This is a genomic window from Prevotella nigrescens, assembly GCF_031191185.1.
Lineage (GTDB): Bacteria > Bacteroidota > Bacteroidia > Bacteroidales > Bacteroidaceae > Prevotella > Prevotella nigrescens.
Window position 1 is genome coordinate 1,380,443 of sequence record NZ_CP133465.1, and the last position, 26,241, is coordinate 1,406,683.

Sequence of the window (26,241 nt, forward strand, 5' to 3'; positions counted from 1 at the left end):
ATCTTTAGCCTCCTTTTTATTTCATCAAATCGGTTACGTATGGAAGCAAGGCAATCTGACGAGCACGCTTAACAGCTTGTGCTACACGACGCTGATACTTCAAAGATGTACCTGTGATACGACGAGGAAGAATCTTCCCTTGTTCGTTTAAGAATTTTTTAAGAAACTCTCCATCCTTGTAGTCGATATATTTTATACCACTCTTTTTAAAACGACAATACTTCTTTTTCTTTGTATCAATTGATGGAGCGGTCAAATAGCGGATTTCTGTCTTTTTCTGTTCTGCCATAATTAAGCCTCCTTTACTGCTGCCCATTTTGCACGACGTTTCTCAGCGTATGCTGCAGAATATTTATCTTGCTTGATGGTTATAAAACGAATAACTTTCTCGTCACGGCGGAATCCTGTTTCGAGAGTTCTTACAACTGAAGGGTCAGCATTAAACTCCAACATAGCGTAGAAACCTGATGATTTCTTCTGAATGTTGTAAGCCAATTTTTTAAGACCCCAAATCTCCTCGTTCAAGATTTCAGCTCCATTATCTGTGAGCAGTTTCTTGAATTTAGCGACCGCTTCCTTCATCTGTTCATCAGACAAAACGGGAGTCAAAATGAAAACGGTTTCGTATTGATTCATTCTACTTGTTAAATAATTAATTTATAAAAAACATACACCTCGTATTTCGAAATGCGGTGCAAAAGTACTGTTTTTTTATGAAGTAACCAAATGTTTTTCGTACTTTTGTATTCTATGAAAGGATATGTCAAATATTTAGGATTAATTTCGGTATTGGCAGGGCTTGCATTGTTTGCCATTCACATTATATTTAATATAAAAGGAAACAGCCTGCTTTTTTCTGGGTTAGCCTTGGTAATAGTTGGTGCTATCGCTCATGTGGAACTGGAAAAGCGTATATGATGATGCACAAGAATCAAGTAAAAAGCTCAAAGGAGATTATCCATTGAGCTTTTTCTTTATTTATTCTTCGTCTGGTACGATAAGTTTATATCCTTTGCCATGAATGTTTATAATTTCTATTTGGTCATCTGCTTTCAGATGTTTACGTAATTTAGTAATATAGACATCCATTGAGCGTGCATTGAAGTAGTTGTCGTCTATCCAGATTGTTTTTAAAGCATAATCACGTTGCAGTATTTCATTGGAGTGTGCACAAAGCAAAGCCAACAATTCATTTTCTTTCGTTGTTAGTTTTGTTGCTTTTTCGGGATCATTATCAAGGGTAAGTAACTGCTTTTGTGTATCAAAAGTAAAACGGCCAATTTGATAAAGCGTTGATTCTTTTGTTCTCTTACCTCGTACGCGGCGAAGAATGGCTTCAATACGGAATACCAATTCTTCCATTGAGAAAGGTTTCGTTATATAATCATCTGCTCCTATCTTAAAACCAGCAAGAATATCTTCTTTCAGCTGCTTGGCTGTCAAGAATATTATTGGGATTTCTGCATTTGTTTGGCGAATTTCTTGTGCCAATGTAAATCCGTCTTTCTTAGGCATCATTACATCGAGTACACAGATGTCATATTTGTTTTTTAGGAAAGTCTTATATCCAACTTCTCCATCAGGACACAAATCTGCTTGATAACCCTTAGCTTGTAAATACTCACTCAACAGTGTTCCGAGATTCTCATCATCTTCACACAACAAAATTTTGAACTTTTCTTCCATATTGTTTCTCCTTTATTAAAATATTATCATACTTATTTATCTAATAACACAGGTAATATAATCGTAAATTTTGTTCCTTTCCCATATTCACTATCTACTTTTATCTCACCTTCGTGTAAGTCTATCATTCTTTTAACGTAGGCTAATCCTAATCCGAATCCCTTTACATTATGTAGATTGCCTGTATGTACACGATAGAATTTCTCAAAGATTTTCTTTAAATTTTCTTTCTTTATTCCTTGTCCTGTATCTCGTATTGTTAAATAAAGATGGTCATTTGTATTCCAAGTTCTCAAATACACATTCAGTGGCTGGTCAGCTTTTGCATATTTGACAGCATTGTCCAACAGATTGAATATCACATTCTGAAAGTGCATTTCGTCTACATACATTTTGGAATCTATTGCATCTATTTCCGTATAAACCTTCCCTCCTGTATGTTCTACGCGCAATGTAAACGAATGAGCAATGGTCTCAACCATCTCATTTAAATCTACATACTTCTTTTTCAATACAGCTTTCTTACTATCGTACATACTCATCTGAAGAACTTTCTCTACCAAGAAGCGTAGCCGTTTCGTCTCATCAGTTATTACTCCACCAAGATGTTCTATCATTTTAGGCGACTTGACCAGTCCTTTATCGTTCATCATCTGTGCAGCTAAAGAGATACTTGCTATTGGTGTCTTTAGCTCATGCGTCATGTTATTTATAAAATCATTCTTTATTTCCGAATACTTCTTCTGTCTGAATATTATGACAATTGTAAAAATAAACGTTACCAATAATACCATTGTAAAGATGATAGATGGAATCATAAAACGTACACTTGAGAATATATAGCTATTCATGTCAGGAAAATGTACTTTTACTACGCCCATTCTGTTTGGAGGGTCATTCCGAAAAAGAACTTGCGAATAACTGTTGCCTTCTCCATCGCTAATGTAGTCCGGACATCTGTAAACTTCACGTCCATCTTGTGTATATACGGAGAAATGATATGGAATATTAATTCCATTATTCATCATTTCTGCTTTTAAATCTTGATCGAGCATCTTAAAGTTTATTCGCTCGTTCAAAGGCTTGTCTGATGCGGAATAAAGAATATTATAAACAACTTCTTCTAATAAGGCCTTTTGATAAACATAACGATTTCTCACAACTTCTTGCATTCTACGTTTAGTTGCAGAAATAGTTCCTGTATCGTTGCGCAGAATTGTTGCTTTTGAACGCAAAGAGGGATTGCTTTGCGCTAATTTTACTTCGAACGAAGAATAAGAATCGTCAGTGTCAATTGTTTTCTGTCTTCCGCCTCCATCTACTACCTCTTTCTTTTGCTGAGAAGAATCGAGCCGTGCGCTCTTCAATTCGTTATTATTCACATCTTTCTCTAAGAACCTTAATGTTTCGTTAAGTTCCATATTACGCGATGCTTGATAAAGAGCACGGTTAACAGATTCGTCGAATTGCTCTTTCTTCATCTCCGCCATATCTTCAATATAATTGAGTTGGAGCAGAAGAAGGGCAAGGAACGAAAGTCCCATTATTATAGCAATTGTCCAAATCGTTTTCTTATTCATAATTTTTCGTACACATTTGCATATTTATTTCCATGCAGTCCCAATCTTACGTTATGTAATATTAGACGGAACAAAGATACTATATCCATTAATAAATTAACAATAGAAAGTTAATTATTATGGGATATTTCATTTATTTTAAATGTATATACCAATTCTAATTGACATTTATCTACTAAAAATCAATAGAGTATATGCCAAGATAGGGAAACAGTTTAGGTGATAACTCAAAAATGACATACTTTTATTGCGTTAGTAATATTAAATCCAGTCAAAATGTTTACCTTTGCACGCAAATAATTATATAGTATGGTAAAATCAAGACGTAATAAGCACAATCGTAAAAATATAGAAGTTATAGGTAGCATTATTGTTATTGGTGTCTTATCTATCTGTTTTCTCCTTTTCTCTTCAATGTCGAACAGTGGAGAAACGAAATATATATTTATCAACCACAACGACAATATAGACTCTGTCTACCATAAATTAGAGAAGGTTTCTACCAAGCATAGTTTATGGACATTCAAACTACTTGCTACTTTGTTTTCGTATAAAGATCATATCCGACCAGGTAGATACACAATAGGAAAATCGGGGGCTTTAATGACGTTCCGTAACTTCAGGAACGGGAAGCAATCTTCAATCCCGATTACTTTGCGGTCTGTACGAACACTTGGAGACTTAGCTACAGACGTAAGTAGGAAACTTACGTTTTCGAGAAAGGAACTAATGGACTCGCTAACTTCAGAATCTGTGTGCAGAAAGTATGGTTACACTCCAAAGAATATAATTGCCATGTTTATTCCAAACACATACGATTTCTATTGGAACACTACTGTATCCGACTTCTTAGAGAAGATGTATAAGGAGAATAAACGCTTCTGGAATTTCGACCGTACAAAGAAAGCTGAAAACGATGGGCTAAATAAAGAAGAGGTTATGACACTTGCAAGTATTGTAGACGAAGAGACCTCTAATGAAAGTGAGATGCCTAAAATAGCAGGAATGTATATCAATCGTCTGCGAAGGAACATGCCTTTGCAAGCCGACCCGACAGTAAAGTTTGCACTTGGTAAATTCGAAGCTCATCGCATTTACCATAAATGGTTAAACTATGACAGTCCTTATAATACATATAAATATAAAGGACTTCCTCCCGGCCCAATTCGCATTCCTACAGTTGCTGCCATCGATGCTGTTTTAAACTATGTGCACCATAACTATTTATATATGTGTGCCAAGGAAGATTTCAGTGGAACGCACAACTTTGCAGAAACTTACGAGGAACATTCCGTAAATGCTGCAAAATATGCCAAGGCGTTAACTGACAGAGGTATAGAATAGAGGAATATGTATTTAAAACTATCGCTTTGTACAAGATAAAAAATCAGTCGACTGAAATTGAGGAAATAGTTGACTGATTTTTTATAAGAAGACATCATAGACTTCCTAACATTTATCTACATAGTCGTCCCTTAAAAATGTCCTGTTATAATGATTTACAGTTAATTACCTTCGTATCTATTTGTATGTTCCTGGGTACTGTCTTGAAAAGTGTGTAAGCCCACATTTTCTTTATCTTTGAATAAAGTAAAAAATAACAGAAGATGGAACTTACACAATTACAAATTTCGGAAATTATTTCCAACTACACAGGCAGTAGCGAGCTTTTTAGACACTACCTTTATTCCACGCAGTATCAGCAATAGAGTGTGTATGGCAAAGAGGGCGTCTGCTCCTTTGTCTGCTCTAAAAGTTCCTGGTATCTTCTGATTTATTTTGAGTTTTCAGATTCCTCTTTCGCTTGCATTGTTATCAGAAGGTATCATGGGTTCTTCTAAGAAGTTGAAGATATAAATCCCTACATTATTATAAAGTGCTCCTTTAGCATAAAACGTTAATAAATAAATGTTTTGCTTTGCAATCCAATATCTTTTCGTAACTTTGCAAATACAAAATACTATTACAAGAAAGATATGGAATATAAAAAGACTGGCATTGAAGGTGTTTGGGTTATAGAACCAAAAGTGTTTAGTGATAACCGTGGATACTTTTACGAAGTGTGGAAACAAGCAGACTTTGACGAGCATATTGGATATCACGTAGAGTTCATTCAAGATAACGAATCGAAATCAAACTTTGGTGTACTCCGTGGGCTTCATTATCAAAAAGGCGAATACTCACAAGCTAAATTAGTACGTGTGCTAAAAGGAAGAGTGCTTGATGTGGCTGTAGACTTACGAAAAGATTCACCTACGCTGGGCAAATACGTCATGGTTGAGCTGTCGGAAGAGAACAAACGCCAGTTCTTTATGCCGCGCGGGTTTGCACATGGTTTCCTTGTACTATCAGATGAAGCTGTATTTACTTATAAGGTAGATAATATTTATGCTCCACAAAGTGAAGTAAGTCTTAGATGGAATGATGAGACTATCGGAATAAACTGGCCTATCGATATGAAAGAAGTTGTTACTTCCGATAAAGACTTGAACCGGGCTGTTGCCTGGGATAAGGCTGTCCTCTTTTAATGGCTAATAAAACGGATAATGAAACAAAACAGTTTCTGCTTAATCTTTCTTTGTCTGCTTCTTGCTGGGTGTTTCGGTAATTCCAAACAAGGCGAACCTGTTGTTGAAGATACGAAGGCAAAAGAACTGTTTCAAGGTCTTTGGGTGTCTGACGATAATGGCGAACCGGCTTTGCTTGCCAAAGGCGACAGTGTCTTTTATCCCGATTCGGGCAGCATACCCGTGCGTTTTTGGATTTACAAAGACTCCTTCTATCTGAAAGGACAGAGCAGGAATGAATACAAGATAGAGAAACAATCGGAAAATTCCTTCACCTTTATAAATGATAACGGCGAAGAAGTGCGCCTCGTGAAGAGTAGGGACAAAGACCTGCGTGCATCGTTCGGCTATCATGTATATGCAATGAACACGTTCCTGCATGCAGAAACCGATACGGTGGTAAGAACAGACTTAGGCTATTTCAATATTAAGATATCGGTTGCAACAACCTCCGATAAGATTATAAAGTCTACTTATAATGAAAATGGCATAGAGGTAGACAATGCATACCTCGATAATGCTGCCTCTCTTGTAATTTCTAATCAGAAGAAAACAGTCTACTCACACGAGTTTAGAAAACAGGAGTTTGCTTCACTTATCGATAAGGCTTTTTTAGAGAAGAGTATCTTGCGCAGGTTCGAGTTCAACCATGCCGATGCCAAGGCTCTATATTTCGATGCAGTCATCGGTATTCCAGATGCCTCTACAAGTTATGTCATTGCGGTCAAGATAACGGCAGATGGCAAATTGGCTATGAAAATGAGGTAGACAAATAGCGGAGAAGACTATTCGGAACTCCCACCTATGCCCCATATAAAATAAATGAATTATGAAAGATAAAAGAAACATTCAGGAAGAACAAATTTTAGTTAGAGTTACAGGACAAGATAGACCAGGACTAACTGCATCGATAATGGGAATATTGGCAAAGTACGATGCACGGATTCTCGATATTGGTCAGGCAGATATTCATGCAACGCTTTCACTCGGAATTCTTATCAGAACAAACGAGGACAATTCGGGTAAAGTAATGAAAGATTTACTTTTTAAAGCTACTGAATTGGGAGTAAACATCGGGTTCTCGCCCATTGCAGACGACGAATACGAAAACTGGGTAAACCAACAAGGAAAGAACCGATATATCTTAACAATTATAGGTCGCTCGCTTTCAGCAGAAAATATAGAAGCTACTACAAAGGTGATTGCCATTCAAGGTATGAACATTGACTCTATTGTGCGTCTTACGGGTCGTCAGAGCATAAAGAGGGAAAGTCATAATGTTCGTGCTTGTATAGAATTTTCACTTCGTGGTACGCCTAACGATTATGTCCAGATGCAAGCAGATTTAATGAAGATGAGTCAGGAGCAAGGCATTGACTTCTCCTTGCAGAAAGATAATATGTATAGACGTATGCGTCGCCTTATATGCTTTGATATGGACTCTACTCTTATTCAGACTGAGTGTATCGACGAATTGGCAAAGAGAGCAGGAGTAGGCAACGAAGTAAAAAGAATTACTGAACGTGCAATGCGCGGAGAAATAGATTTCAAAGAGAGCTTTAAGGAACGTGTTGCACTGCTTAAAGGACTTGATGCGAGTGTAATGCAAGATATTGCAGACAGCTTTCCAATAACCGAAGGAGTGGATCGTTTAATGATGGTCTTAAAGAATTGTGGCTATAAAATCGCTATTCTTAGTGGAGGATTTACATTCTTTGGTGAATTCTTACAACGAAAGTACAATATTGATTATGTCTATGCCAACGAATTAGAAATAGATGAAAACAATAAATTAACGGGAAACTTCGTAGGCGAAATAGTAGATGGGCGCAGAAAAGCTGAACTATTGAAACTTATTGCGCAGGTAGAAAAGGTAAACTTAGAGCAAACTATTGCTGTAGGCGATGGAGCTAACGACCTACCGATGCTTGCAGAAGCAGGATTAGGAATAGCATTCCATGCAAAACCACGCGTACGAGAAAATGCCGACCAAAACATTAGCACAATCGGACTCGATGGTGTACTCTACTTCTTAGGATTCAAGGACAGTTATCTGGGAGAGGCTGGTAGATTGTAAATCGACTTCTCTACTAAACGGCAACCCATATATGAAGGTGTATTAAAGTTAAATCTTTGGTACACTTTTTTAGTTCTTCCCCTTATCTATTAGACAATTTGAGATATTGTCTCCTACATCTACCTTATTTCAAGTTAATAAACAAAATTAGACTAAATCAAACAAATAGTTGTAAAAGATTTATATACTGGGTTTTATGAAAATAAAATAAGGCGTAATGGACATTTGGTAGGCTGAAACCTCACAGAACGCTTTTATTTACTACCTTTGCAGCATTTGAAAACCTATGAATAAAAAAACTGTATATTCTGCAACAGCTCAAATGTTAAAAAGAATGGTCATCGACGTAATGTTCAGATGTATCTTTGCAGGGATTGTGGTAGGCAATTCCAAGGTGGTTTACGTATGGATAATGTGTCTCTCTGGAATGACTATCTTGCTGCAAATGGAACAATTTCAGACCTATCCATTCTTTATAAATGCTCAGAACGAACCATACGACGTAGGTTAAGTTTAGTGGTGGATAGTTTTACTGCTACTTACCCCAAATCTGCAGTAATAATAATAGATACAACTTACTTTTCCAAGACATTTGGCGTGATGCTTTTCCAGGACGCATCATCAGGTAAAATACTTTATCGCAAGTTTGTTAAGAACGAAACTAATAAGGATTATCTTGATGGACTTCGGTATATTGCGAAGCGTGGAACTACAATAAAAGCAGTGGTATGTGATGGACACATGGGACTTTTACAAGCTATAAGTTTCTGTCCCGTACAAATGTGTCAGTTCCACCAATTCCAAATAGTTAGAAGGCTTCTTACTAACAATCCACATTTACCTGCAGGCGTTGAACTATTAACTTTAATGAGAAGTATGTTCTCTTTGGGAAAAGAAGAGTTTATAACAGCTTTTGAGAAATGGTGTGAACAATGGAAAGAGTTTCTAGACGAACGAACTCTTCTAATCTCTGGCAAGACGACCTATACACATAGAAGACTGAGAACTGCAAGACGTTCTGTTAAGACTCATCTTAAATGGCTCTATACGTATGAGGATTATACAGAATTACAAATTCCTAATACAACAAATCTATTGGAAGGATTTAACTCACAGCTTAAAAGGGCACTACATAATCATAATGGATTGAATAAAGCTAACAAGAAGAAGTTTATAGATGGATTCATAAATACAAAAAGTAGGCTGGAATGAACAGCCTACCAAATGTCCATTACTAAAACACGTGAGGTTTTCAGCCTACCAAATGTCCATTACGCCTAAAATAATGTGGATTCAACGAAATTATCGGTTGTCTCATCTTACCTGAAACCATCTTTATACCCCTATAAGTGGGGTATCAGCATTGCCCTATTTACAAATAATTGCAAATCGACGAACTCACCTTAAGAAAGATGGAAAAAATGACGTATCGAAACAATCTATTCGATACGTCATTCCAATTATATTGATTTTCCTACTTCGCTACTTTCTCAAGTTTGCCCATTACTGCAAACATGAAGATGGCAGAAAGGACACAGAGCACGATGAACACGCTCCATACAACCGTTAATGGAAGGTCGCCCCAAAGGAAACCACCAACACTAACGAGGAGGTTACCTAAGGCTGTTGCTACGAACCAGCCGCCCATCATTGCACCCTTGTACTTTGGAGGAGCAACCTTTGATACGAATGAGATACCCATAGGGCTGAGCAACAACTCACCGAAAGTAAGAACAAGGTAAGTACCGATGAGCCAGTTCGGAGATGCAAATGTCTTTGCACCTTCTGCAGCTGCCTTCTGTACATCAGGAGAGTTAAGTCCCATAGAAGCGAGCAACATCACCAAGAAGCCGCAACCAGCAATCAGCATACCGTAAGCTATTTTGCGAGGAGCTGACGGTTCTTTACCCTTGCGGGCAAGTGCGCCAAAGATAGCCATGCTGACAGGTGTGAGGGCTACAACATAGAATGGGTTGAACTGCTGGAAAATAGGAGCACTGACAGCCACACTGCCTTCCACAGCACTGTATTTATAAGCTATTACAGCCAATGCAGCGAGGATAACGAGTGCTGAAATTCCTTTAGCTTTACCCGTCTTGGCACCGAAGAATGCAAATCCAGCATAAACAATGACAATCACCATAAAGAGGTTAATCACATCAAACACCATGCTCTGAGCACCTTCTGCGGTAGGTTGTACAAACTCGTCGGCAAAGTAAGTAAGAGTAAGACCGTTCTGGTGGAATGCCATCCAGAAGAAGATTACAACAGCAAAAACAAGGCAGAGTGCTATGATACGTTCTTTTGTCTCAGCAGGCGAAAGCTCTTCTGCTGTAGCAGCACCAGCTTTTTCAACTTTTTTCTTAGCACTACCCTCTAAATGTTTAAACCCTGGACGGAAAGCATAATAGATTGCAATAGAAAGGATTAGTGAGACGCAAGCAACGGCAAATGCCAAATGATAAGCAGAGTTAGGATCCATGTGTAATGATTTTACTCCCCAATCATGAATTTTCACAGCAGCAGTAGGAGCAAACAATGCACCTATATTAATTGCCATATAGAAAATGGAGAAACCTGAATCGCGTTTACTTTCCATTCCCTGAGCATCGTAAAGATTACCCACCATTACTTGTAAGTTTCCTTTAAACAAGCCAGTACCCAACGAAATTAAAAGCAGGGCAGCTAGCATACTAGAGAAAGCAACTGTGCTCGTTCCCAATGGAATGGCTAAACAAAGGTATCCAATGAACATAATCATAATACCAGTCGTAACCATCTTACCATAACCGAACTTGTCTGCCATAATACCACCAACCAGTGGTAAGAAGTAGACTAATCCAAGAAAGGTGCTATAAATAGCTCCTGCTGTACCAGGCTCGAGGCCGAAGTTTCCTCTAAGGAAAAGGGCAAAGACTGCAATCATGGTGTAGTAACCAAATCGCTCTCCTGTGTTGGCTAAAGCCAATGCATAAAGACTTTTAGGTTGTCCTTCGAACATAATTTTAAAGTTTTAATTTTGTTATTAATTGATTTTATTTGTTGTTTTTACTTTTTGTTATATCGAACAGATATGTTGTTTTGACAATTATATTGCTGTTGTTGGATTTTCCAAAGAAATCTTGTTTTGTATTGCCGTATATATTGCCCAAGCCATAGTAATAGCGTGCCTCTATGAGGAAATGTCCTAAGTGGCGAATACTCCATTCTGCACCTAAACCAGCTGCAATACCGTAGTCGAATTTCCTTTCTACGGGCATGGATTCTTGTTTTACAATGGTGTTGCTTCTTCCAGTGCCGTCTTTCGATAGGTTTGGTGTTTCGTAGTTCTTAGCTGTTGTTTCGTTCAGTAAGATACCAATCTGCGGTCCTGCCTGAACAAAGAAATTAAAACCATCTTGTTCTCGTCCCCACGCTAAATGTGCAAAAACAGGTATTTGCAAATAATTTAACGTCCGTGAGTACTTCTCTATAGAACCATTCACATTGATAACCGACTTATCTGAAGAAGTTCGTATATCTTGTTTCCAACCTGCCGAAACATAGTTTATTTCGCCATAGATTGAACAGATAGTGTTGAAATACTTTTCGCATACATATCTTAAACTTAATCCAGCAGTAATACCACCATGCAGAGACTGTGATACTTTAGGATCGAATCCTACATTTGATAATGCATAGCCAGCATTACCACCTATGGAGAAATTATTACGGTAGTCTCCCACCTGTGCATTTATCAATAGTGGGAAAAGTATAAGCAATGCTGTTATTACCCCTCTGTTCATAGCTTTTAACTGTTTCTATTCTTTTATTAAGGTATTAAAAACTAATAAACTAAGTTCTCCATAGTCTTATTAGTTTTAAAGTGTACCAACTGAAAATGCTTATTGATATACCCACCATTCCCGATGCGTTCAAAATTATATCTTGTTTGTAATGGAGCGTAATTAACCTCGGTATTCGTTCCTTTAAAGTTTTTGCCTTTATTTCTAATACCTCTAATGAAGAATTGTGCCTGATCATATCCAACAATTGCAAAACGAGGGATATATGAATTCTTCATTGGTTCATCATATTTGTTGATATATTGCTTTTCTAACGCTTCGGTTCTCTTTGCTACCTTATTATAATAATAGGTAGATGGAATGTAGACATCGTATTTAAAATAATTGTCAATGTTATAATCCTGATACATGAACCATTCGTTATAGCCATACATCGAGATATTAATATTTGGATTAGCCTTTCTTAATAGGTCTAACTTTTCAAAGACTTTATTCAGGTAAGGACTTTTCTCAGAGTTTATAATAACCACATTAGGCTGAGATGTACTGAATTGTTTCGCAAAATCAACTTGTGGAGTATTTAAGTTCGTAATACTATAACGTATCTTCGCTAATTCAAGTTGTTTCCTTAAACCGTTAGTAAAGATTCCTACTTGACTATCAATATCATTACAATTAATAAAGACAGGATGATGTGTTTTCTGAAAACGTTCAAAGAAACAAGCAATTGCCTTCCTGTTCAAACGGCTATTATCTTGATACACTTGAAATATACAAGGATTGGTTTCAACTTCTTTTGATTCGATAGAAAAAGGTATTACCATTTTTATATTGTTGTGTTGGCAAAAATCGCCCAAAGTTTTTACCTGGTTAGAATAAAGTGGTCCAAAAATAATATCTAAAGTTGGAGCATTCTTATCGAGTAATGTCGTTGTAATATTGGATTCTTTTGGCACATTCCATGCATGAACATCAGTATTTATACCTTCTTGCTTCATTTGTTCTAAGGCAAGTAGAATACCTCTATAATACTCTACCATTCTTAGTCCATCACCATCTTCTCTATGTAAAGGTAACATTACTCCTATTCGGATTACATTAGTTCCTGTTGCTGTGGAATTAACTATTATGGACTTTTTCTTATCGTTTGTGCTGTTTGCTACATTAGATATGTATTTTTTGTCATTCTCTTTAGCATAGGGAACAAAGATCCAGCTTCCTTTTTTAAGCTCGTATCCTTCCTGCTTCATTTCTGGGTTTGCATCGATAAGTTCTTGAATACTAACTCCATAATCTTTCGCTATTCCGAATATCGTTTCTTTCTTCTTTACTTTATGAATATCTCTCCATATAGTAGTTTGTGCAGAGATCTGAATAGTGAGAAATAAAGTAAACAATAAGAATAAGTATCTATAATAGTGCTTCATAATTTGTATATTTCTGAATTTAAAACTTTGCAAAGATAACAAAAACTATTTACTATTTGCTTTTTGTCGATAGAATTTTTGTATTTTTGCAGAAATAAGAAGATTATGCAGCCATATTTTAATAAAATATCTTTAATAGTGGTTTTATTTTTACTCGCCACTAATGTATTCTCTCAATCTTGCGAACCTTATGGGACGTATATTGGAGAAAATGGGAGGCCTGAGACGATAAATTCGACACAAGGATTTTCTGGTTCAGCTCCACTATCTGTCAATTTTGTAGCAAATCCTACTATAAATTTGCCCAATGGTACTCATTTCGAATGGCATTTCTTAGAGCAAGGTAAACGAAATAATGCTTTTTTAATTCGTTATGAACAAGATACACAATATACTTTTACGACAGCAGGTTCATTTCGAGTTTGTTTATACGAAATCTTAGATAACGATACCGTAAATATTTATGACCCTATAACCATATCTATAAGTGAGAGTGAGCTTTCTTTTCCTAATGCCTTTTCTCCTAATGGTGATGGAATAAACGATGTCTATAAAGCCAAGAAAGGTTTTAAAAGTATTGTGGATTTCCATGCAATTATCTTTAACAGATGGGGACAAAAACTTTTTGAATGGAGAGATCCTAATGAAGGCTGGGATGGAACTTTCAATGGAAAGCCTGTTGCACAAGGAGTTTATTTTGTAAATGTGAAGGCAACGGGGGCAGATGGGAGGAAATTCCATATTAAGAAAGATGTAAATTTATTGCGTGGATACAATGAGACTACTACTCAAACGAACTAAATAGTAGTCTTATAAATTAACTAATACAGACTAATGGTAAACGATAAGATAGAGGTATTTGGGGCACGTGTACATAATTTAAAAGATATAGACGTATCAATGCCTCACAATGCATTGATTGTTTTTACAGGATTATCAGGTTCAGGCAAAAGTTCTTTAGCCTTTGATACTATATTTGCCGAAGGACAAAGACGCTATATTGAGACTTTCTCTGCTTATGCTCGAAACTTTCTGGGCAATATGGAGCGCCCAGATGTAGACAAAATTACTGGATTATCGCCAGTTATTTCTATTGAGCAAAAAACTACAAATAAAAATCCGCGTTCAACAGTTGGTACTACAACAGAGATATATGATTATCTTCGTTTGCTATATGCCCGTGCAGGAATAGCCTATTCATATATGAGCAATGAGCCAATGGTAAAGTATACTGAAGAGCGTGTTGTTGATATGATCCTTCATAACTATTCCAATAAAAGCATCTACGTACTTGCTCCATTGGTTAGAAATCGTAAAGGACATTATCGCGAACTGTTTGAGCAAATGCGACGTAAGGGGTATCTTTATATTCGTGTTGATGGAGAAATATTGGAAATTACACGCGGAATGAAGGTGGACAGATACAAGAATCATAACATCGAAGTTGTAATTGATAGACTAAAATTAGGGGCTGCGACTGATGAAACGCTTAAAGAACGTTTGTCCAAAACAGTCTCAGTTGCCATGAAACAAGGCGACTCTCTTATTATGATTATGGAGAAGGAAAGCGGTATAACGAAATATCTCTCCAAACGCTTGATGGATCCAATTACAGGAATAGCTTATAAAGAGCCTGCCCCTAATATATTTTCCTTTAATTCTCCAGAGGGAGCCTGCCCGCATTGTAAAGGATTAGGGAAGATAAGTGAGATTGATTTAGGAAAAGTTATTCCTGACGACAGTCAAAGTATTTATGGAGGTGCTATCGTTCCTTTAGGGAAATATAAAAATCAAATGATATTCTGGCAGATAGCTGCTATTTTAGAAAAATATGATTGCACCTTGAAAACACCAATAAAGGATATTCCTAAGGATATTCTTGAAGAGATTCTTTATGGTTCCTTAGAGAAGGTTCGCATTTCAAAAGAGCTTGTTCATACCAATTCCGACTATTTTTCTTCTTTCGATGGTGTTATAAAATATTTACGTTCGGTAATGGAAAACGATGAAACTGCTGCAGGAAAGAAATGGGCTGACCAATTTATCGCCGAACGAGAATGCCCTGAATGTAAAGGACAACGCCTTAATCGTGAAGCTCGTTCGTATAGAATATGGAATAAAAATATTGCGGAACTTTCTGCAATGGATATCGCTGACCTAAAGATATGGGTTGAGAAAGTGGAACAACATCTTAACGAAAAACAACAACTTGTAGCAAAAGAAATACTAAAAGAAATTCGCAAGCGTATAGATTTCTTGCTCAATGTTGGCCTTAACTATCTATCTTTAGATAGACAAAGTGCAACTCTTTCGGGAGGAGAAAGCCAACGTATAAGATTGGCTACACAGATTGGCTCCCAGCTCGTAAATGTTCTTTATATTCTCGACGAGCCTTCTATCGGGTTACATCAGCGTGATAACGACCGTTTAATAAAATCGTTGTGCGACTTGCGTAATCTCGGAAACACTGTAATAGTTGTGGAACACGACGAAGAAATGATGCGTGCAGCCGATTGGATAATAGACATCGGACCAAAGGCTGGGAAGAATGGGGGAGAAGTTGTCTATCAGGGGACATATAAGCAAATGCTCGGCACGCACACACTTACTGCTCAATATCTTAATGGCGAACGAGTAATTCCAATTCCAAAGGAACATCGCAAAGGAAATGGCAAGTCGTTACGGTTGTATGGTTGTAAGGGGAATAACTTAAAGAATGTAGATGCCGAGTTCCCACTTGGTAAACTTATAGTTGTTACGGGTGTGTCTGGCTCTGGAAAGAGTACGTTAATCAACGAGACATTGCAACCAATACTATCGCAGCATTTCTATCGTTCATTGAAAGCTCCCATGGCGTATGCCAAGATAGAAGGAATAGACAATGTAGACAAGGTTGTGAATGTAGACCAAAGCCCTATTGGGCGCACTCCGCGCAGTAACCCAGCTACTTATACTGGTGTGTTTTCAGAAATTCGCAATTTATTTGTTAATCTTCCCGAAGCCCAAATACGTGGTTATAAACCTGGACGTTTCTCGTTTAATGTAAAAGGTGGACGTTGCGAAAGTTGTGGCGGTAATGGTTATCGCACAATAGAAATGAACTTCTTGCCAGATGTATTGGTTCCATGCGAGGTGTGCCATGGGAAACGTTATAACCGAGAGACTCTCGAAGTCCGTTTTAAAGGAAAGTCAATCGCAGATGTTCTTGACATGACAGTGAATACCGCTGTAGAGTTCTTCGAGAATGTTCCGCTTATTCTTCCCAAGATAAAAGCCTTGCAAGATGTCGGCTTAGGTTACATTAAGTTGGGACAAAGCTCTACAACCCTTTCGGGAGGTGAAAGCCAACGTGTAAAGCTTGCAACCGAACTGTCTAAACGCGATACCAGAAAAACACTATATATTCTCGACGAGCCTACTACCGGATTGCATTTCGAAGACATCAGGGTGCTCATGGGCGTATTGCAGAAGCTGGTTGACAGGGGTAATACTGTTATAATTATTGAGCATAATCTTGATGTAATAAAGCAGGCAGATTACATTATTGACATGGGACCCGACGGAGGACGTGGAGGAGGACAGATTGTTGCAACAGGAACTCCGGCAGAAGTAGCAAAAGCATCTGAAAGCTACACTGCACCATTTATCAGGAAAATTCCTGATATTAAATAAGCTATATGACTGTATTTCTCGAACATTAGTCAGTAATCACTTTATCAGTATGCAGTAATCATTTTGCCAGTCATTAATATTTAGTTTTATCATCTTTTAATGTCCACATTCTGAAAGCGTTGATGGCTTCGTTGCGGAGCAAAATCTCGGAAGGCTTCTTGCGATATTGTGGTTCTATGGCTATTTCTTCATAGATAAAATCGTCGTCGAAACCAATTTCAGCGGCATCTTTACGGTCGTTTGCATAGAAAATCTTACTAAGGCGTGCCCAGTAAATTGCTCCAAGACACATTGGACAAGGTTCACACGAGGTATATATCACACAATTTGCAAGTTCGAATGTATTCAGTATCTTGCATGCATTACGTATCGCACAAACCTCTGCATGGGCAGTAGGGTCGTTGTTAATAGTAACTTTATTGCTCCCCTCTGCAATTATTTCGCCGTCTTTCGCAATTACAGCTCCAAACGGACCACCACCATTTCGTACACTGTTTTCTGATAGTTCAATGGCTCTGCGCATTAATTCTTCTTTTGTCATAGTTTCTTTGTCTTTACAAATCAAAATAGTTTAAATTACTTTCTCTCTTATTCTCGTTTAGTAGGTCTGAATATCTCGTTATATAATTTATCGAAAACCTTTCTCAAATCTACTTGTTGGTCTATTAGTTCACGTATGAATTCCAATTTCTTTGCATTGGGTGAGTTGGGAATCCAAAGGCGTATGTAACCTTTTCTACCATATTTTTCGTTGATGTGGTTATAGAAGCGTTTCCATTGCTCATCTTTATTTTTCTCTGGATAGTTTTCTAATCCGTATAAAACTGCACGCGAGAAAACAATATTGGAATCAAGTTCGCGGTCGGCTTCTGCAACAATCTTTCCGTAAATGCTGCGCGGAACACGCGAGCTGCTGGCACGATGGTCTTCTACAGCTTCTTTCATGATGCGTATTTGTTCTGGCGAAAACCACTTCTTTAATCGTGCATCAGCTGCTAAAATCTTGCCACTTGTTATGTGATGAATTGCACGAGGTCCCTCCATTCCCAAGTCGTGATAGGCAGCCGAAACATACACCATATTAGGATTGGCACCAGTAGCCGGGACAAGAGTAAGCGCATTCTTGATTACTCGTTGCACATGCCCAAGTCCATGCGATTTTCCGAAGGCGTTGTATCGTGGCAAAATTTGTTGTTCAACAAATTCCATAAGGTCTAAATCAACTCTGTTGTCCATCGTTTTTAATCACTTTGTCAGAAGTATTCCTATTGTTGTCAAGAGTCCGTAAACGAACATATTGCGGGCTGTCAGTCCCAAAACCTTGTTCAACTCTTTGCCATACTTTATTCTTTTCATTTCTTTCCATGTCCTTGTGTGGAGTAAAAGATAGAAAAATAGCAAGAAAATGCTAAGTATGTTCATTGCGTTGCTGGCAAAAAAGAAGACTATCGCCATAAGCCATACACCCAGTATGCCTAACCAAAGATACAGTTGTTCGGCTTTCTTCTCGCCAATGCGCACAATAAGTGTGTATTTGTTGGCTTGCTTATCGTTGTCACGGTCGCGATAATTGTTCACAACGAGTAAGGTGTCTATGATTAAACCGCAGGCAATAGAAGCTGTAAATACCTGCCAAGTAACGGTCTGCGTACCTTTAGGCAATATCACGTAATAGGTAAGACAAACTGGCACAATACCAAAAAATACAAGTACAAGCAAGTCGCCTAAGCCTAAATAAGACAGCTTTATGGTGTAAAGAAAGCAAAATGCAGCACAAAGCAGTCCGATGATAATCATTTCCCAGCCACCATAATATATAAGTGGAAACCCAACAATGCAAGCCAACATAGTCGTAACAATAAGTCCTTTTCGCATTGCATGTAGTGTTATCCAGCCTTCGCTGCAGGCACGTTTAGGACCAAGTCGTATTTCGCTATTGTCGTTTCCTTTCAGACAGTCGAAATAATCGTTCACAAAGTTGGCATTTATCTGCATAATGAAAGCAAAGAAGATACATAAAATAGCAGGAACGACTTGGAAATGAATCCAACCTATATCAATAAAAGCAAAAGCAATACCTATCATTATAGGTACACTTGCCCCCGTAAGTGTTTTAGGGCGCGCTGCAAGAATCCAAGCGTTTAACGAGTTCACCTTAACATTTGTCTCCAATCTTGATAGTAAATCTTGTGTTTCCGACATTTGTTTAGTTGATTAATTAAAGAAGTCCCAACTTATTCCAAAACGTAAAATTCTCTGATTGAGTGGATAGTGAGGAGTAAAGAAATAGTCGCCCCCATCTCCGCTATTAACATGCGACATCATTATGAAGAAACGTGTATGCTGCAACTTAAAGTTGGCGTATGCATTTAAAATAGGATAATTACCTATCTTTGTTCTGCTGTCTTGCGTCTCTTGTATTCCAAACGAACCGATTCCTGGAATATATTCGGGTGCATAATATTTTGTAAAGTATCTTACATCAATACCAAGGTCACAATTTAATACCCTTGCAATCTTAAATCGAATAAAGAGGTTACTGTACGCATTAAGTGCAGGAACAGGAAGAACGGCATCGTTGCTGGACTTCTGGTAGGTAATTAAGTTCTGCCAATTTATAATTCCAAACTTAAAGTCCTGTTGCAACTGAAGCGTGAGCAAACTAATTGCACCACTATGTTGCCTGACGTTTACTTGGTTGTTTTTTACAAGATAATTATTGCCACTTGCTACACGATCGTTTTGCAGGCCAAAATAAGTATAGTCCTTTAGCATGTCGTATCCAACACGCAGATGAGTTTTAGACTTTTTCAATGTAAATGCACCTAACAAACGAGAATGGATTTGCTGGTCAAGATTATTGTCCCACCAAAAATGCCGCGAATGAAACATATTCATATAGAATGTTGGAGCTGTTCTATGAAAGAAAGCTGTAGCTGCAAATTGCACAGTATCGCCCAAAAGTGGGAAATTAAGGTCTGCATTGCCATCTATTTTGAGTTGTCCTGCTCTGTCGCCTGCTATCCATGCTTCTGCATTTATGTTATAATGTAATGTTTTTCCGTTAGTCTTTAGCAACTGTCCACCAACAGAAATATCATTTTTGTTTATTTTTTCATACCCTCCAAACAAGGGATTGGTTGATGAAGGTATAGTTGCAGTTTGTAGTATAGGCAATTCGTAGTGACGTAATTCGTGTGAAATGAATGCTTTTAATCCAGCTTTGGCCCATTTATTAAACCCTTCTAACAATGCTATTGCAAAAGTGTTATGGAACGACCAATGTTTTGTCTGGTCATAAATAGAATCGTTTGCAGTTACTGTATTGTAATAATAATTGTTTGCATAGTAGGAATTTGGTGTCTCGTAGGCTTGATAAATTCTTCTAAAATTATCGAAACGCACTGTATGAACAAAACTTGTTACAGGCACATACTCATTTTTCAGCCATTTATTTGTCGAATCATTCCTGGCTACATCTTTTTGTTGCAAGTCATCAAAGCTAAGACCTTTCGGTTGTTTTCTCTTATTAACAGTATCGTTCAACACAGTATGACTTGCAGTATTATTAGATTTTTCCTTATCCTTTATACGCGCATTAAATTCTTCTTCATTAAAGGTCTCACCATTTTGTTTAGCCTCTTTTATGGCTTTCTTTCGCGCATCATTAACTTCTTGTGCTTTCTTCGATTTAATGGCAAACTCTTTAGCTTTTATTTCTTCCTTCGTCATTGGAACTTTTCTGTAGAATCCCAAACTATAACGATGATTAAAGAAGATGTGTTCGTTGTCGTTTCTATTCCAGTTCTTTGATAGGACTGTTGGAATTTCATTTGTTTCAAACGACTCATTAAACATGTCAGGATGGGTAATATATGCATCGTTAGTTATGCCTCCATTCTCTGAAACCTTTTGATGATTTAGGGATAGAAGAAGGTTTGCCTGATACTTTTCGCCAGAAAAAGAGCCCCATAATGTGTAATTAATGAGTGAAGTACTCTGATTACTATAATAACCACGCCCATAAAGATAATCGAACTTAAAGCCAAAGCCCCACTCTTTACCTGCATTTACAGCAAACAAGGCTTTGAATTGATCTTCTCCATTAGTACGGTTTCCTGCCGTACTATAAGAAAGATTGGTAATTGGCGAGAGAGTAGAAGTAAAAAGAAACTTTGAAGGCGGCACGATAAACTTGTCATACGGTGCTAAAAAGATAAACTCTGGTGGTGTAACTCTTTCTATAAATATGCGATTCAACCGCGGAGAACCTAAATTCCCTAATGAGTTATATTCCCCTCTTAGTCCTGTGGTAAAGAAAGAGTTCATAAACATTTCCGACAAGGTATCTGGTTGAGCTATTTGTCTATCTCCAAAGCGTTCATCAATAGTCCATACTTTTAATCCACGGGGTATTTCCTTATGTTGGCTTTGTATAGAGTCGGAGACACCAAATTTCTTATCACGTTTGAGATTGTCTGTTGTAAACGTCCCGTTGTCTGATGTGTCATTATAATCTTGAGAATAGGAAGCTAATGACATTATAAAGAGAGTAATAAGCAGGAAGGTATATCGTTTCATTGATTAAACAGTCGAAGTACTGCTTCAGCGAACTTAAAAACCATTGAAGACAAAATTATGATAATTCCAATAGTCTGGTCTGTTAAAGCAAAATAGAATATAACGCCAATAACAGCACCTACCATAAAGATGATATTAAGCCATTGACGCAGTGCTGAAACTTTGTTTTTATTTTCTCTTAGTGGACGTCTACGATGAGACGGACGCACCAAATTGCTTTCGTTTTCTTCTGTCATAATATTTCTTTATATATAGTTCCATTATTATTAGCTTCAGTCTCACATAAATTAGAGAAAGAAGTGATAAATGTAAAGAACATTTGTTTAAAAGAATCCTATTTAATTAGTTATAACAAATAATTTGTACAGCAAAGTTATAAAAAAATACTTGATTGATGCTTACTTATAAGACATTTAACGTTCGTTTGTAATTTTAGTTAGTATTCTGAATTTATAGAATTAGGCGTAATGGACATTTGGTAGGCTGAAAACCTCTCGTATTTTAGTAATGGACATTTGGTAGGCTGGTAATTCCAGCCTACTTTTTTATATTCAGGAACCCATCTATGAACTTCTTTTTATTAACCTCCTTCATTCCATTATGATTACGCAGTGCCTTTTTAAGTTGTGAGTTGAATCCTTCCAATAGATTTGTTGTATTGGGTATCTCTAATTCAGGATATTCTTCATACGTATAGAGCCATTTAAGGTGTGTCTTTACCGAACGCCTTGCACTTCTCAGCCTTCTATGTGTATAGGTTGTCTTGCCTGAGATTAGTAGAGTTCGTTCATCAAGGAACTCTTTCCATTCGTCACACCATTTATCAAAGCCTGATGTGAATTCTTCTTTCCCAATAGAGAACATGCTTCTCATTAATGCCAGCAGCTCGATGCCTGCTGGCAAATGCGGATTGTTGGTAAGAAGCCTTCTGACTATCTGCAACTGGTGGAATTGACACATCTGCACAGGGCAGGATGTTACAGCTTGTAAAAGCCCGACATGTCCATCACACACCACTGCCTTTATCCGAGTTCCACCCTCCTTAATGCATCTGAGTCCCTCAAGGTATTCCTTGTTGGTCTCGTTCCTGACAAACCTACGATGAAGTATCCTGCCTGATGCGGCATCTTGAAAGAGCATCACACCAAAGGTCTTGGGGAAGTAGGTCGTGTCCAGTATTATTGTTGCAGATTCAGGATAGATGGGAGTGAAGCTGTCTGCCACTGAACTTAGCCTACGGCGTATGGTTCTTTCTGAGCATTTGTGAAGAGTGGAAAGCTCAGAAATAGTTCGCTTCTCGGTCAGATAGTCACTCCATAAACACACATTGTCTATACGCTGACCACTTTGAAATTGCCTGCCACAATCCCTGCAAAAGTACATTTGGACATTACGCCGATGACCATTCTTTTTAACATTTGAACTGTTACAGAATATACAGTTTTTTATTCATAAGCTTTCAAATGCTGCAAAGGTAATAAATAAAGGACATTTGAGAGGTTTCAGCCTACCAAATGTCCATTACGCCTAGAATTATGAAATTTTTGTTTAGTTGTTAATTCCATAGGAGGGGAAGTGCCATTGAAAAACATGATACTTAACCTCGGTAATATATACATATATGAGAACAATTTGTCTTCGAAAATAACTCGTCCAAGATTTATAATAAGAAAATAAAAAATTGTAATTACAAAATAAAATTTTATAATTACAATTTTCTTGCATTTTAATTAAAAAGTTCTTTAAACTTTAGGAGAGAAGCAACGCATCAAGTGAAAAATTAAAAGTTTGGATAGAGATGGAAGTTGCGCATATTCTTTCCTAAAACTTATTTTTGTTCCAATTCTGCTTGTAAGCGTAATATTTCATCGCGATATTGTGCAGCTTGCAAGAAATCAAGATTCTTTGCAGCTTCTTTCATTAAAGCTGTTGTGTTCTGAATACTCTTTTCGAGCTGCACCTTTGTCATTTTCATTATGATAGGATCTGCCACCATAGGTAATTCTTCTGATGGAATATCGTATTTTTGCAGCTTCATTTTTTCGTTCGCAATATTTGTACCCATCGAAATATTCTTTGTTGGCAAAATCTCCTTTATTGAACGTTTAATTTGCGTAGGAGTAATATGATGTTGTGCATTATATTCTAATTGTTTCTCACGTCTTCGTAGAGTTTCATCAATAGTCTTCTGCATACTTTCCGTTATACTATCTGCATACATAATAACTTTTCCATTTACATTTCGGGCAGCTCTACCTGCTGTTTGCGTAAGACTTCTATGACTACGAAGAAATCCTTCTTTGTCAGCATCAAGAATAGCCACTAATGAAACTTCTGGTAGGTCCAAACCTTCGCGCAAAAGATTTACTCCAACTAAAACATCATAAACTCCACTACGTAAATCGTTTATAATCTTTATTCTATCTAAGTTTACAACGTTACTGTGAATATATGCCGCCTTTATATCATGATTTAATAAATACTCGGTTAATTCTTCTGCCATTCTTTTTGTAAGAGTCGTAACAAGAATACGTTCATGTTTTTCTGCTCTTTTCAAAATTTCCTCCATTAAATCATCAATTTGATTTGTTGATGGACGAACTTCTATTTCTGGATCGAGCAATCCTGTCGGGCGAATGACTTGCTCAACAATAACACCCTCAGATTCTTTTAGTTCGAAATTGGCAGGAGTAGCTGATACGTAAATTACTTGGTGAATAAGATTGTGAAATTCTTCGAACTTCAACGGACGGTTATCAAATGCTGCAGGTAAACGAAAACCAAATTCTACCAAGTTTCTTTTCCGTGCTCTATCGCCACCATACATTGCAGATATTTGAGGAACACTGACATGGCTTTCATCAATGATAATAAGATTATCTTTAGGGAAGAAGTCCAGCAAACAATAAGGACGTTGTCCAGCTTCTCTGCCATCAAAATAACGAGAATAATTTTCAATTCCCGAACAATGGCCTAATTCTTTCATCATTTCAATGTCATATTCTACACGCTCTTTAATACGTTGAGCCTTAATACTATCGCCAGATTCATTAAAGAAATCAATTTGCTTTACTAAATCATCTTGTATTTGTCTAATAGCAATTTCTGTTTGTTCTTTTGAAGTTACAAAAAGGTTGGCTGGATAAATCTCATACTCATCGAAAGTTCCCAAACGGTGATAAGAAATAGAATCTACTTCTTCTATTGCGTCTATTTCATCGTCCCACCAGGTAACCCTTAATATATTGTCGCTATAAGCCATTGCTATATCAACTGTATCGCCTTTTACTCGGAAATTTCCTCGCTGTAAATCAATATCATTCCTAACATACAGGGCATCTACCAAACGGCGCAAGAAAATGTTACGGTCGAGAAATTCTCCCTTTTTTATCTTTATAACATTATTACGCATAGCAACGGGACCTCCCATGCCATAGATACAAGAAACCGAAGACACTACAATTACATCTTTTCTGCCTGATAACAATGCCGAAACTGCAGAAAGACGAAGTTTGTCAATTTCATCATTGATGGCTAAGTCCTTTTCTATATATGTATCTGTAGAAGGCATATAAGCTTCTGGCTGATAATAATCGTAGTATGAAACATAATACTCAACTGCATTTTGAGGAAAGAAATCCTTCATTTCCTCAAAGAGTTGGGCAGCCAGAGTCTTGTTGTGCGATAAAATAAGGGTGGGCTTGTTCACATTCGCAATAACATTTGCCATGGTGAAAGTTTTTCCAGAACCAGTTACCCCCAATAAGACTTGACTTTTATCGCCGCGTTTTAGTCCTTCCGTTAATTCTTTTATAGCCTCTGGTTGATCACCAGTAGGTTTGTATTTTGATGTTAGTTTAAAGTCCATTAGTAAATACAAAGTTAATAAAAAACAATAGACTATCAATAATTAAAAGTATTTTTTTGCTAAAAAAGTAATATCGTCTTTGTTTATTATGAAATTATATGTAACTTTGCAATTCAAAATTTATTTATGAAGAAGAATATTCTCATTAGTTTTATTCTGACACTCCTCCTTGTGAGTTGTGCACAGGAATATAATCAAGTGTATAAAAGTACGGATTACTCATATAAATATGAGTATGCAAAAGAATGCTTTGTACGCGGGAAATATAGTTCTGCAGTACCATTGTTGCAAGATTTGGTAACCATTCAAAAAGGTACGGATAATGCACAAGAATGTCTTTATATGTTAGCCATGGCAGAATATGGACTACATGATTATGAAGCTGCATCAGAAGCATTTAAGAAATATTATCAAACATATCCACGAGGATATTATGCTGAAATGGCTTCGTTTTATATTGGGCAAAGCTTATTTGAAGGCACTCCGGAAGCTCGTTTAGATCAAACCCCAACGGTAGCAGCGATTGCTGCTTTCCAAGATTACTTAGATTTATATCCCAATGGTAAAATGAAGGGAACTGCCCAGCAACGATTATTTACTTTGCAAGATAAACTGATTCGTAAAGAATACTTAAATGCAAAGTTATATTATAATCTGGGTTCATACTTTGGCAATTGTGGAAATGATGGTGGTAACAATTATGAAGCTTGTATCATTACTGCTCAAAATGCATTAAATGATTATCCATATTCTGCATTACGTGAAAATTTTGCTACACTTATTATGAAAAGTAAATATGAGTTAGCACAAATGAGCGTTGAAGAGAAGAAGTTGCAACGCTATCAAGATGCAGAAGACGAATGTTACGGATTTATAAATGAATATCCCGATTCGAAAGAACGTGGTACAGCCGAGAAATACATTGAAAAATGTAAAGAATTCATTGCGAAAGCACAATAAAGAATTAATAAGCATAAAAAATAAACATAAGTAATAAG

22 protein-coding genes and 2 pseudogenes are annotated in these 26,241 nt (G+C 37.1%); 9 read left to right on the forward strand and 15 right to left on the reverse strand.

All coding sequences use genetic code 11. The features are described from left to right. Positions 1 to 16: 16 nt before the first annotated feature. The 4 genes from rpsR to RDV52_RS08105 form a co-directional block, all read right to left on the reverse strand. Positions 17 to 289, reverse strand: coding sequence for a 30S ribosomal protein S18 (gene rpsR, locus RDV52_RS08090; RefSeq protein ID WP_004364847.1), 273 nt, complete (start codon positions 287 to 289; stop codon positions 17 to 19). A gap of 2 nt (positions 290 to 291) precedes the next feature. Continuing rightward, positions 292 to 636 (reverse strand): 30S ribosomal protein S6, encoded by a 345-nt coding sequence (rpsF, locus tag RDV52_RS08095; RefSeq protein ID WP_004364846.1) that lies wholly within the window; start codon positions 634 to 636, stop codon positions 292 to 294. A 342-nt stretch (positions 637 to 978) separates the two neighbouring features. Next, complete coding sequence (gene rprY / locus RDV52_RS08100; protein WP_004364844.1) at positions 979 to 1,686, reverse strand: response regulator transcription factor RprY; 708 nt, start codon at positions 1,684 to 1,686, stop codon at positions 979 to 981. Positions 1,687 to 1,718: 32 nt separating this feature from the next. After that, on the reverse strand, positions 1,719 to 3,266 hold the full coding sequence (locus RDV52_RS08105) for a sensor histidine kinase (RefSeq protein ID WP_004366141.1): 1,548 nt from the start codon (positions 3,264 to 3,266) through the stop codon (positions 1,719 to 1,721). Between the two features lie 309 nt (positions 3,267 to 3,575). Here RDV52_RS08105 and mltG point away from each other — a divergent pair, with 309 nt between their 5' ends. Next, positions 3,576 to 4,610, forward strand: a complete 1,035-nt coding sequence (mltG, locus tag RDV52_RS08110) for an endolytic transglycosylase MltG (RefSeq protein WP_004366140.1) — start codon at positions 3,576 to 3,578, stop codon at positions 4,608 to 4,610. Positions 4,611 to 4,937: 327 nt separating this feature from the next. Here the strand turns inward: mltG and RDV52_RS11275 are convergent. Then, positions 4,938 to 5,122: pseudogene (locus tag RDV52_RS11275) on the reverse strand (IS66 family transposase); the annotation flags it as partial. A gap of 120 nt (positions 5,123 to 5,242) precedes the next feature. Between RDV52_RS11275 and rfbC the strand changes: the two are divergent. The 5 genes and pseudogenes from rfbC to RDV52_RS08135 all read left to right on the forward strand — a co-directional run bounded on the left by rfbC (position 5,243) and on the right by RDV52_RS08135 (position 9,122). Further along, positions 5,243 to 5,794, forward strand: a complete 552-nt coding sequence (gene rfbC, locus RDV52_RS08115) for a dTDP-4-dehydrorhamnose 3,5-epimerase (protein ID WP_040556778.1) — start codon at positions 5,243 to 5,245, stop codon at positions 5,792 to 5,794. Positions 5,795 to 5,812: 18 nt separating this feature from the next. Next, positions 5,813 to 6,601, forward strand: coding sequence for a DUF4738 domain-containing protein (locus RDV52_RS08120; protein ID WP_004366138.1), 789 nt, complete (start codon positions 5,813 to 5,815; stop codon positions 6,599 to 6,601). Positions 6,602 to 6,662: 61 nt separating this feature from the next. Continuing rightward, on the forward strand, positions 6,663 to 7,910 hold the full coding sequence (gene serB, locus RDV52_RS08125; RefSeq protein ID WP_004364395.1) for a phosphoserine phosphatase SerB: 1,248 nt from the start codon (positions 6,663 to 6,665) through the stop codon (positions 7,908 to 7,910). Positions 7,911 to 8,213: 303 nt separating this feature from the next. After that, positions 8,214 to 8,261: pseudogene (locus tag RDV52_RS11280) on the forward strand (hypothetical protein); the annotation flags it as partial. Between the two features lie 6 nt (positions 8,262 to 8,267). Beyond that, complete coding sequence (locus tag RDV52_RS08135; protein ID WP_040557427.1) at positions 8,268 to 9,122, forward strand: IS256 family transposase, variant Zn-binding type; 855 nt, start codon at positions 8,268 to 8,270, stop codon at positions 9,120 to 9,122. 262 nt (positions 9,123 to 9,384) lie between these two features. On the opposite strand, the gene RDV52_RS08140 is transcribed toward RDV52_RS08135, so the two are convergent. The 3 genes from RDV52_RS08140 to RDV52_RS08150 are packed head-to-tail and all read right to left on the reverse strand — an operon-like array spanning position 9,385 to position 13,122. Beyond that, positions 9,385 to 10,911, reverse strand: a complete 1,527-nt coding sequence (locus RDV52_RS08140; RefSeq protein ID WP_004366137.1) for a peptide MFS transporter — start codon at positions 10,909 to 10,911, stop codon at positions 9,385 to 9,387. 34 nt (positions 10,912 to 10,945) lie between these two features. Beyond that, the gene (locus RDV52_RS08145) at positions 10,946 to 11,695 is read right to left on the reverse strand and encodes a porin family protein (protein ID WP_004366136.1); all 750 of its coding nucleotides are present in this window, start codon (positions 11,693 to 11,695) and stop codon (positions 10,946 to 10,948) included. Positions 11,696 to 11,736: 41 nt separating this feature from the next. Continuing rightward, on the reverse strand, positions 11,737 to 13,122 hold the full coding sequence (locus tag RDV52_RS08150; protein ID WP_004366135.1) for a LysM peptidoglycan-binding domain-containing protein: 1,386 nt from the start codon (positions 13,120 to 13,122) through the stop codon (positions 11,737 to 11,739). A gap of 105 nt (positions 13,123 to 13,227) precedes the next feature. Here RDV52_RS08150 and RDV52_RS08155 point away from each other — a divergent pair, with 105 nt between their 5' ends. Continuing rightward, entirely contained in the window at positions 13,228 to 13,923 is a 696-nt protein-coding gene (locus RDV52_RS08155; protein ID WP_004366134.1) for a gliding motility-associated C-terminal domain-containing protein, read from the forward strand. A gap of 33 nt (positions 13,924 to 13,956) precedes the next feature. Further along, positions 13,957 to 16,794, forward strand: coding sequence for an excinuclease ABC subunit UvrA (uvrA, locus tag RDV52_RS08160; RefSeq protein ID WP_004366133.1), 2,838 nt, complete (start codon positions 13,957 to 13,959; stop codon positions 16,792 to 16,794). A gap of 73 nt (positions 16,795 to 16,867) precedes the next feature. Here the strand turns inward: uvrA and RDV52_RS08165 are convergent, their stop codons facing one another. The 7 genes from RDV52_RS08165 to uvrB form a co-directional block, all read right to left on the reverse strand. Beyond that, positions 16,868 to 17,335 (reverse strand): nucleoside deaminase, encoded by a 468-nt coding sequence (locus tag RDV52_RS08165; protein ID WP_004364389.1) that lies wholly within the window; start codon positions 17,333 to 17,335, stop codon positions 16,868 to 16,870. 47 nt (positions 17,336 to 17,382) lie between these two features. Then, the gene (locus RDV52_RS08170; RefSeq protein ID WP_004366132.1) at positions 17,383 to 18,030 is read right to left on the reverse strand and encodes an HD domain-containing protein; all 648 of its coding nucleotides are present in this window, start codon (positions 18,028 to 18,030) and stop codon (positions 17,383 to 17,385) included. Positions 18,031 to 18,039: 9 nt separating this feature from the next. Continuing rightward, a complete protein-coding gene (gene menA / locus RDV52_RS08175; RefSeq protein WP_004366131.1) occupies positions 18,040 to 18,996 on the reverse strand; it encodes a 1,4-dihydroxy-2-naphthoate octaprenyltransferase in 957 nt (318 codons plus the stop codon). Between the two features lie 12 nt (positions 18,997 to 19,008). Then, positions 19,009 to 21,375: a putative porin gene (locus RDV52_RS08180; protein ID WP_004366130.1), complete on the reverse strand. Its 2,367-nt coding sequence runs from the start codon at positions 21,373 to 21,375 to the stop codon at positions 19,009 to 19,011. Continuing rightward, the gene (locus RDV52_RS08185) at positions 21,372 to 21,611 is read right to left on the reverse strand and encodes a hypothetical protein (RefSeq protein WP_004366129.1); all 240 of its coding nucleotides are present in this window, start codon (positions 21,609 to 21,611) and stop codon (positions 21,372 to 21,374) included. Before RDV52_RS08185 ends, RDV52_RS08180 begins: the two co-directional genes overlap by 4 nt. A gap of 301 nt (positions 21,612 to 21,912) precedes the next feature. Beyond that, positions 21,913 to 22,812 carry an IS256 family transposase, variant Zn-binding type gene (locus tag RDV52_RS08190; protein ID WP_458693518.1) on the reverse strand — a complete coding sequence of 300 codons (900 nt, stop codon included), beginning with the start codon at positions 22,810 to 22,812 and terminating at the stop codon, positions 21,913 to 21,915. A 391-nt stretch (positions 22,813 to 23,203) separates the two neighbouring features. Next, positions 23,204 to 25,243 carry an excinuclease ABC subunit UvrB gene (gene uvrB / locus RDV52_RS08195; RefSeq protein WP_004366128.1) on the reverse strand — a complete coding sequence of 680 codons (2,040 nt, stop codon included), beginning with the start codon at positions 25,241 to 25,243 and terminating at the stop codon, positions 23,204 to 23,206. Between the two features lie 126 nt (positions 25,244 to 25,369). On the opposite strand from uvrB, the gene RDV52_RS08200 reads away from it, so the two are divergent. After that, positions 25,370 to 26,203: an outer membrane protein assembly factor BamD gene (locus RDV52_RS08200; protein ID WP_004362151.1), complete on the forward strand. Its 834-nt coding sequence runs from the start codon at positions 25,370 to 25,372 to the stop codon at positions 26,201 to 26,203. Positions 26,204 to 26,241: the final 38 nt, after the last annotated feature.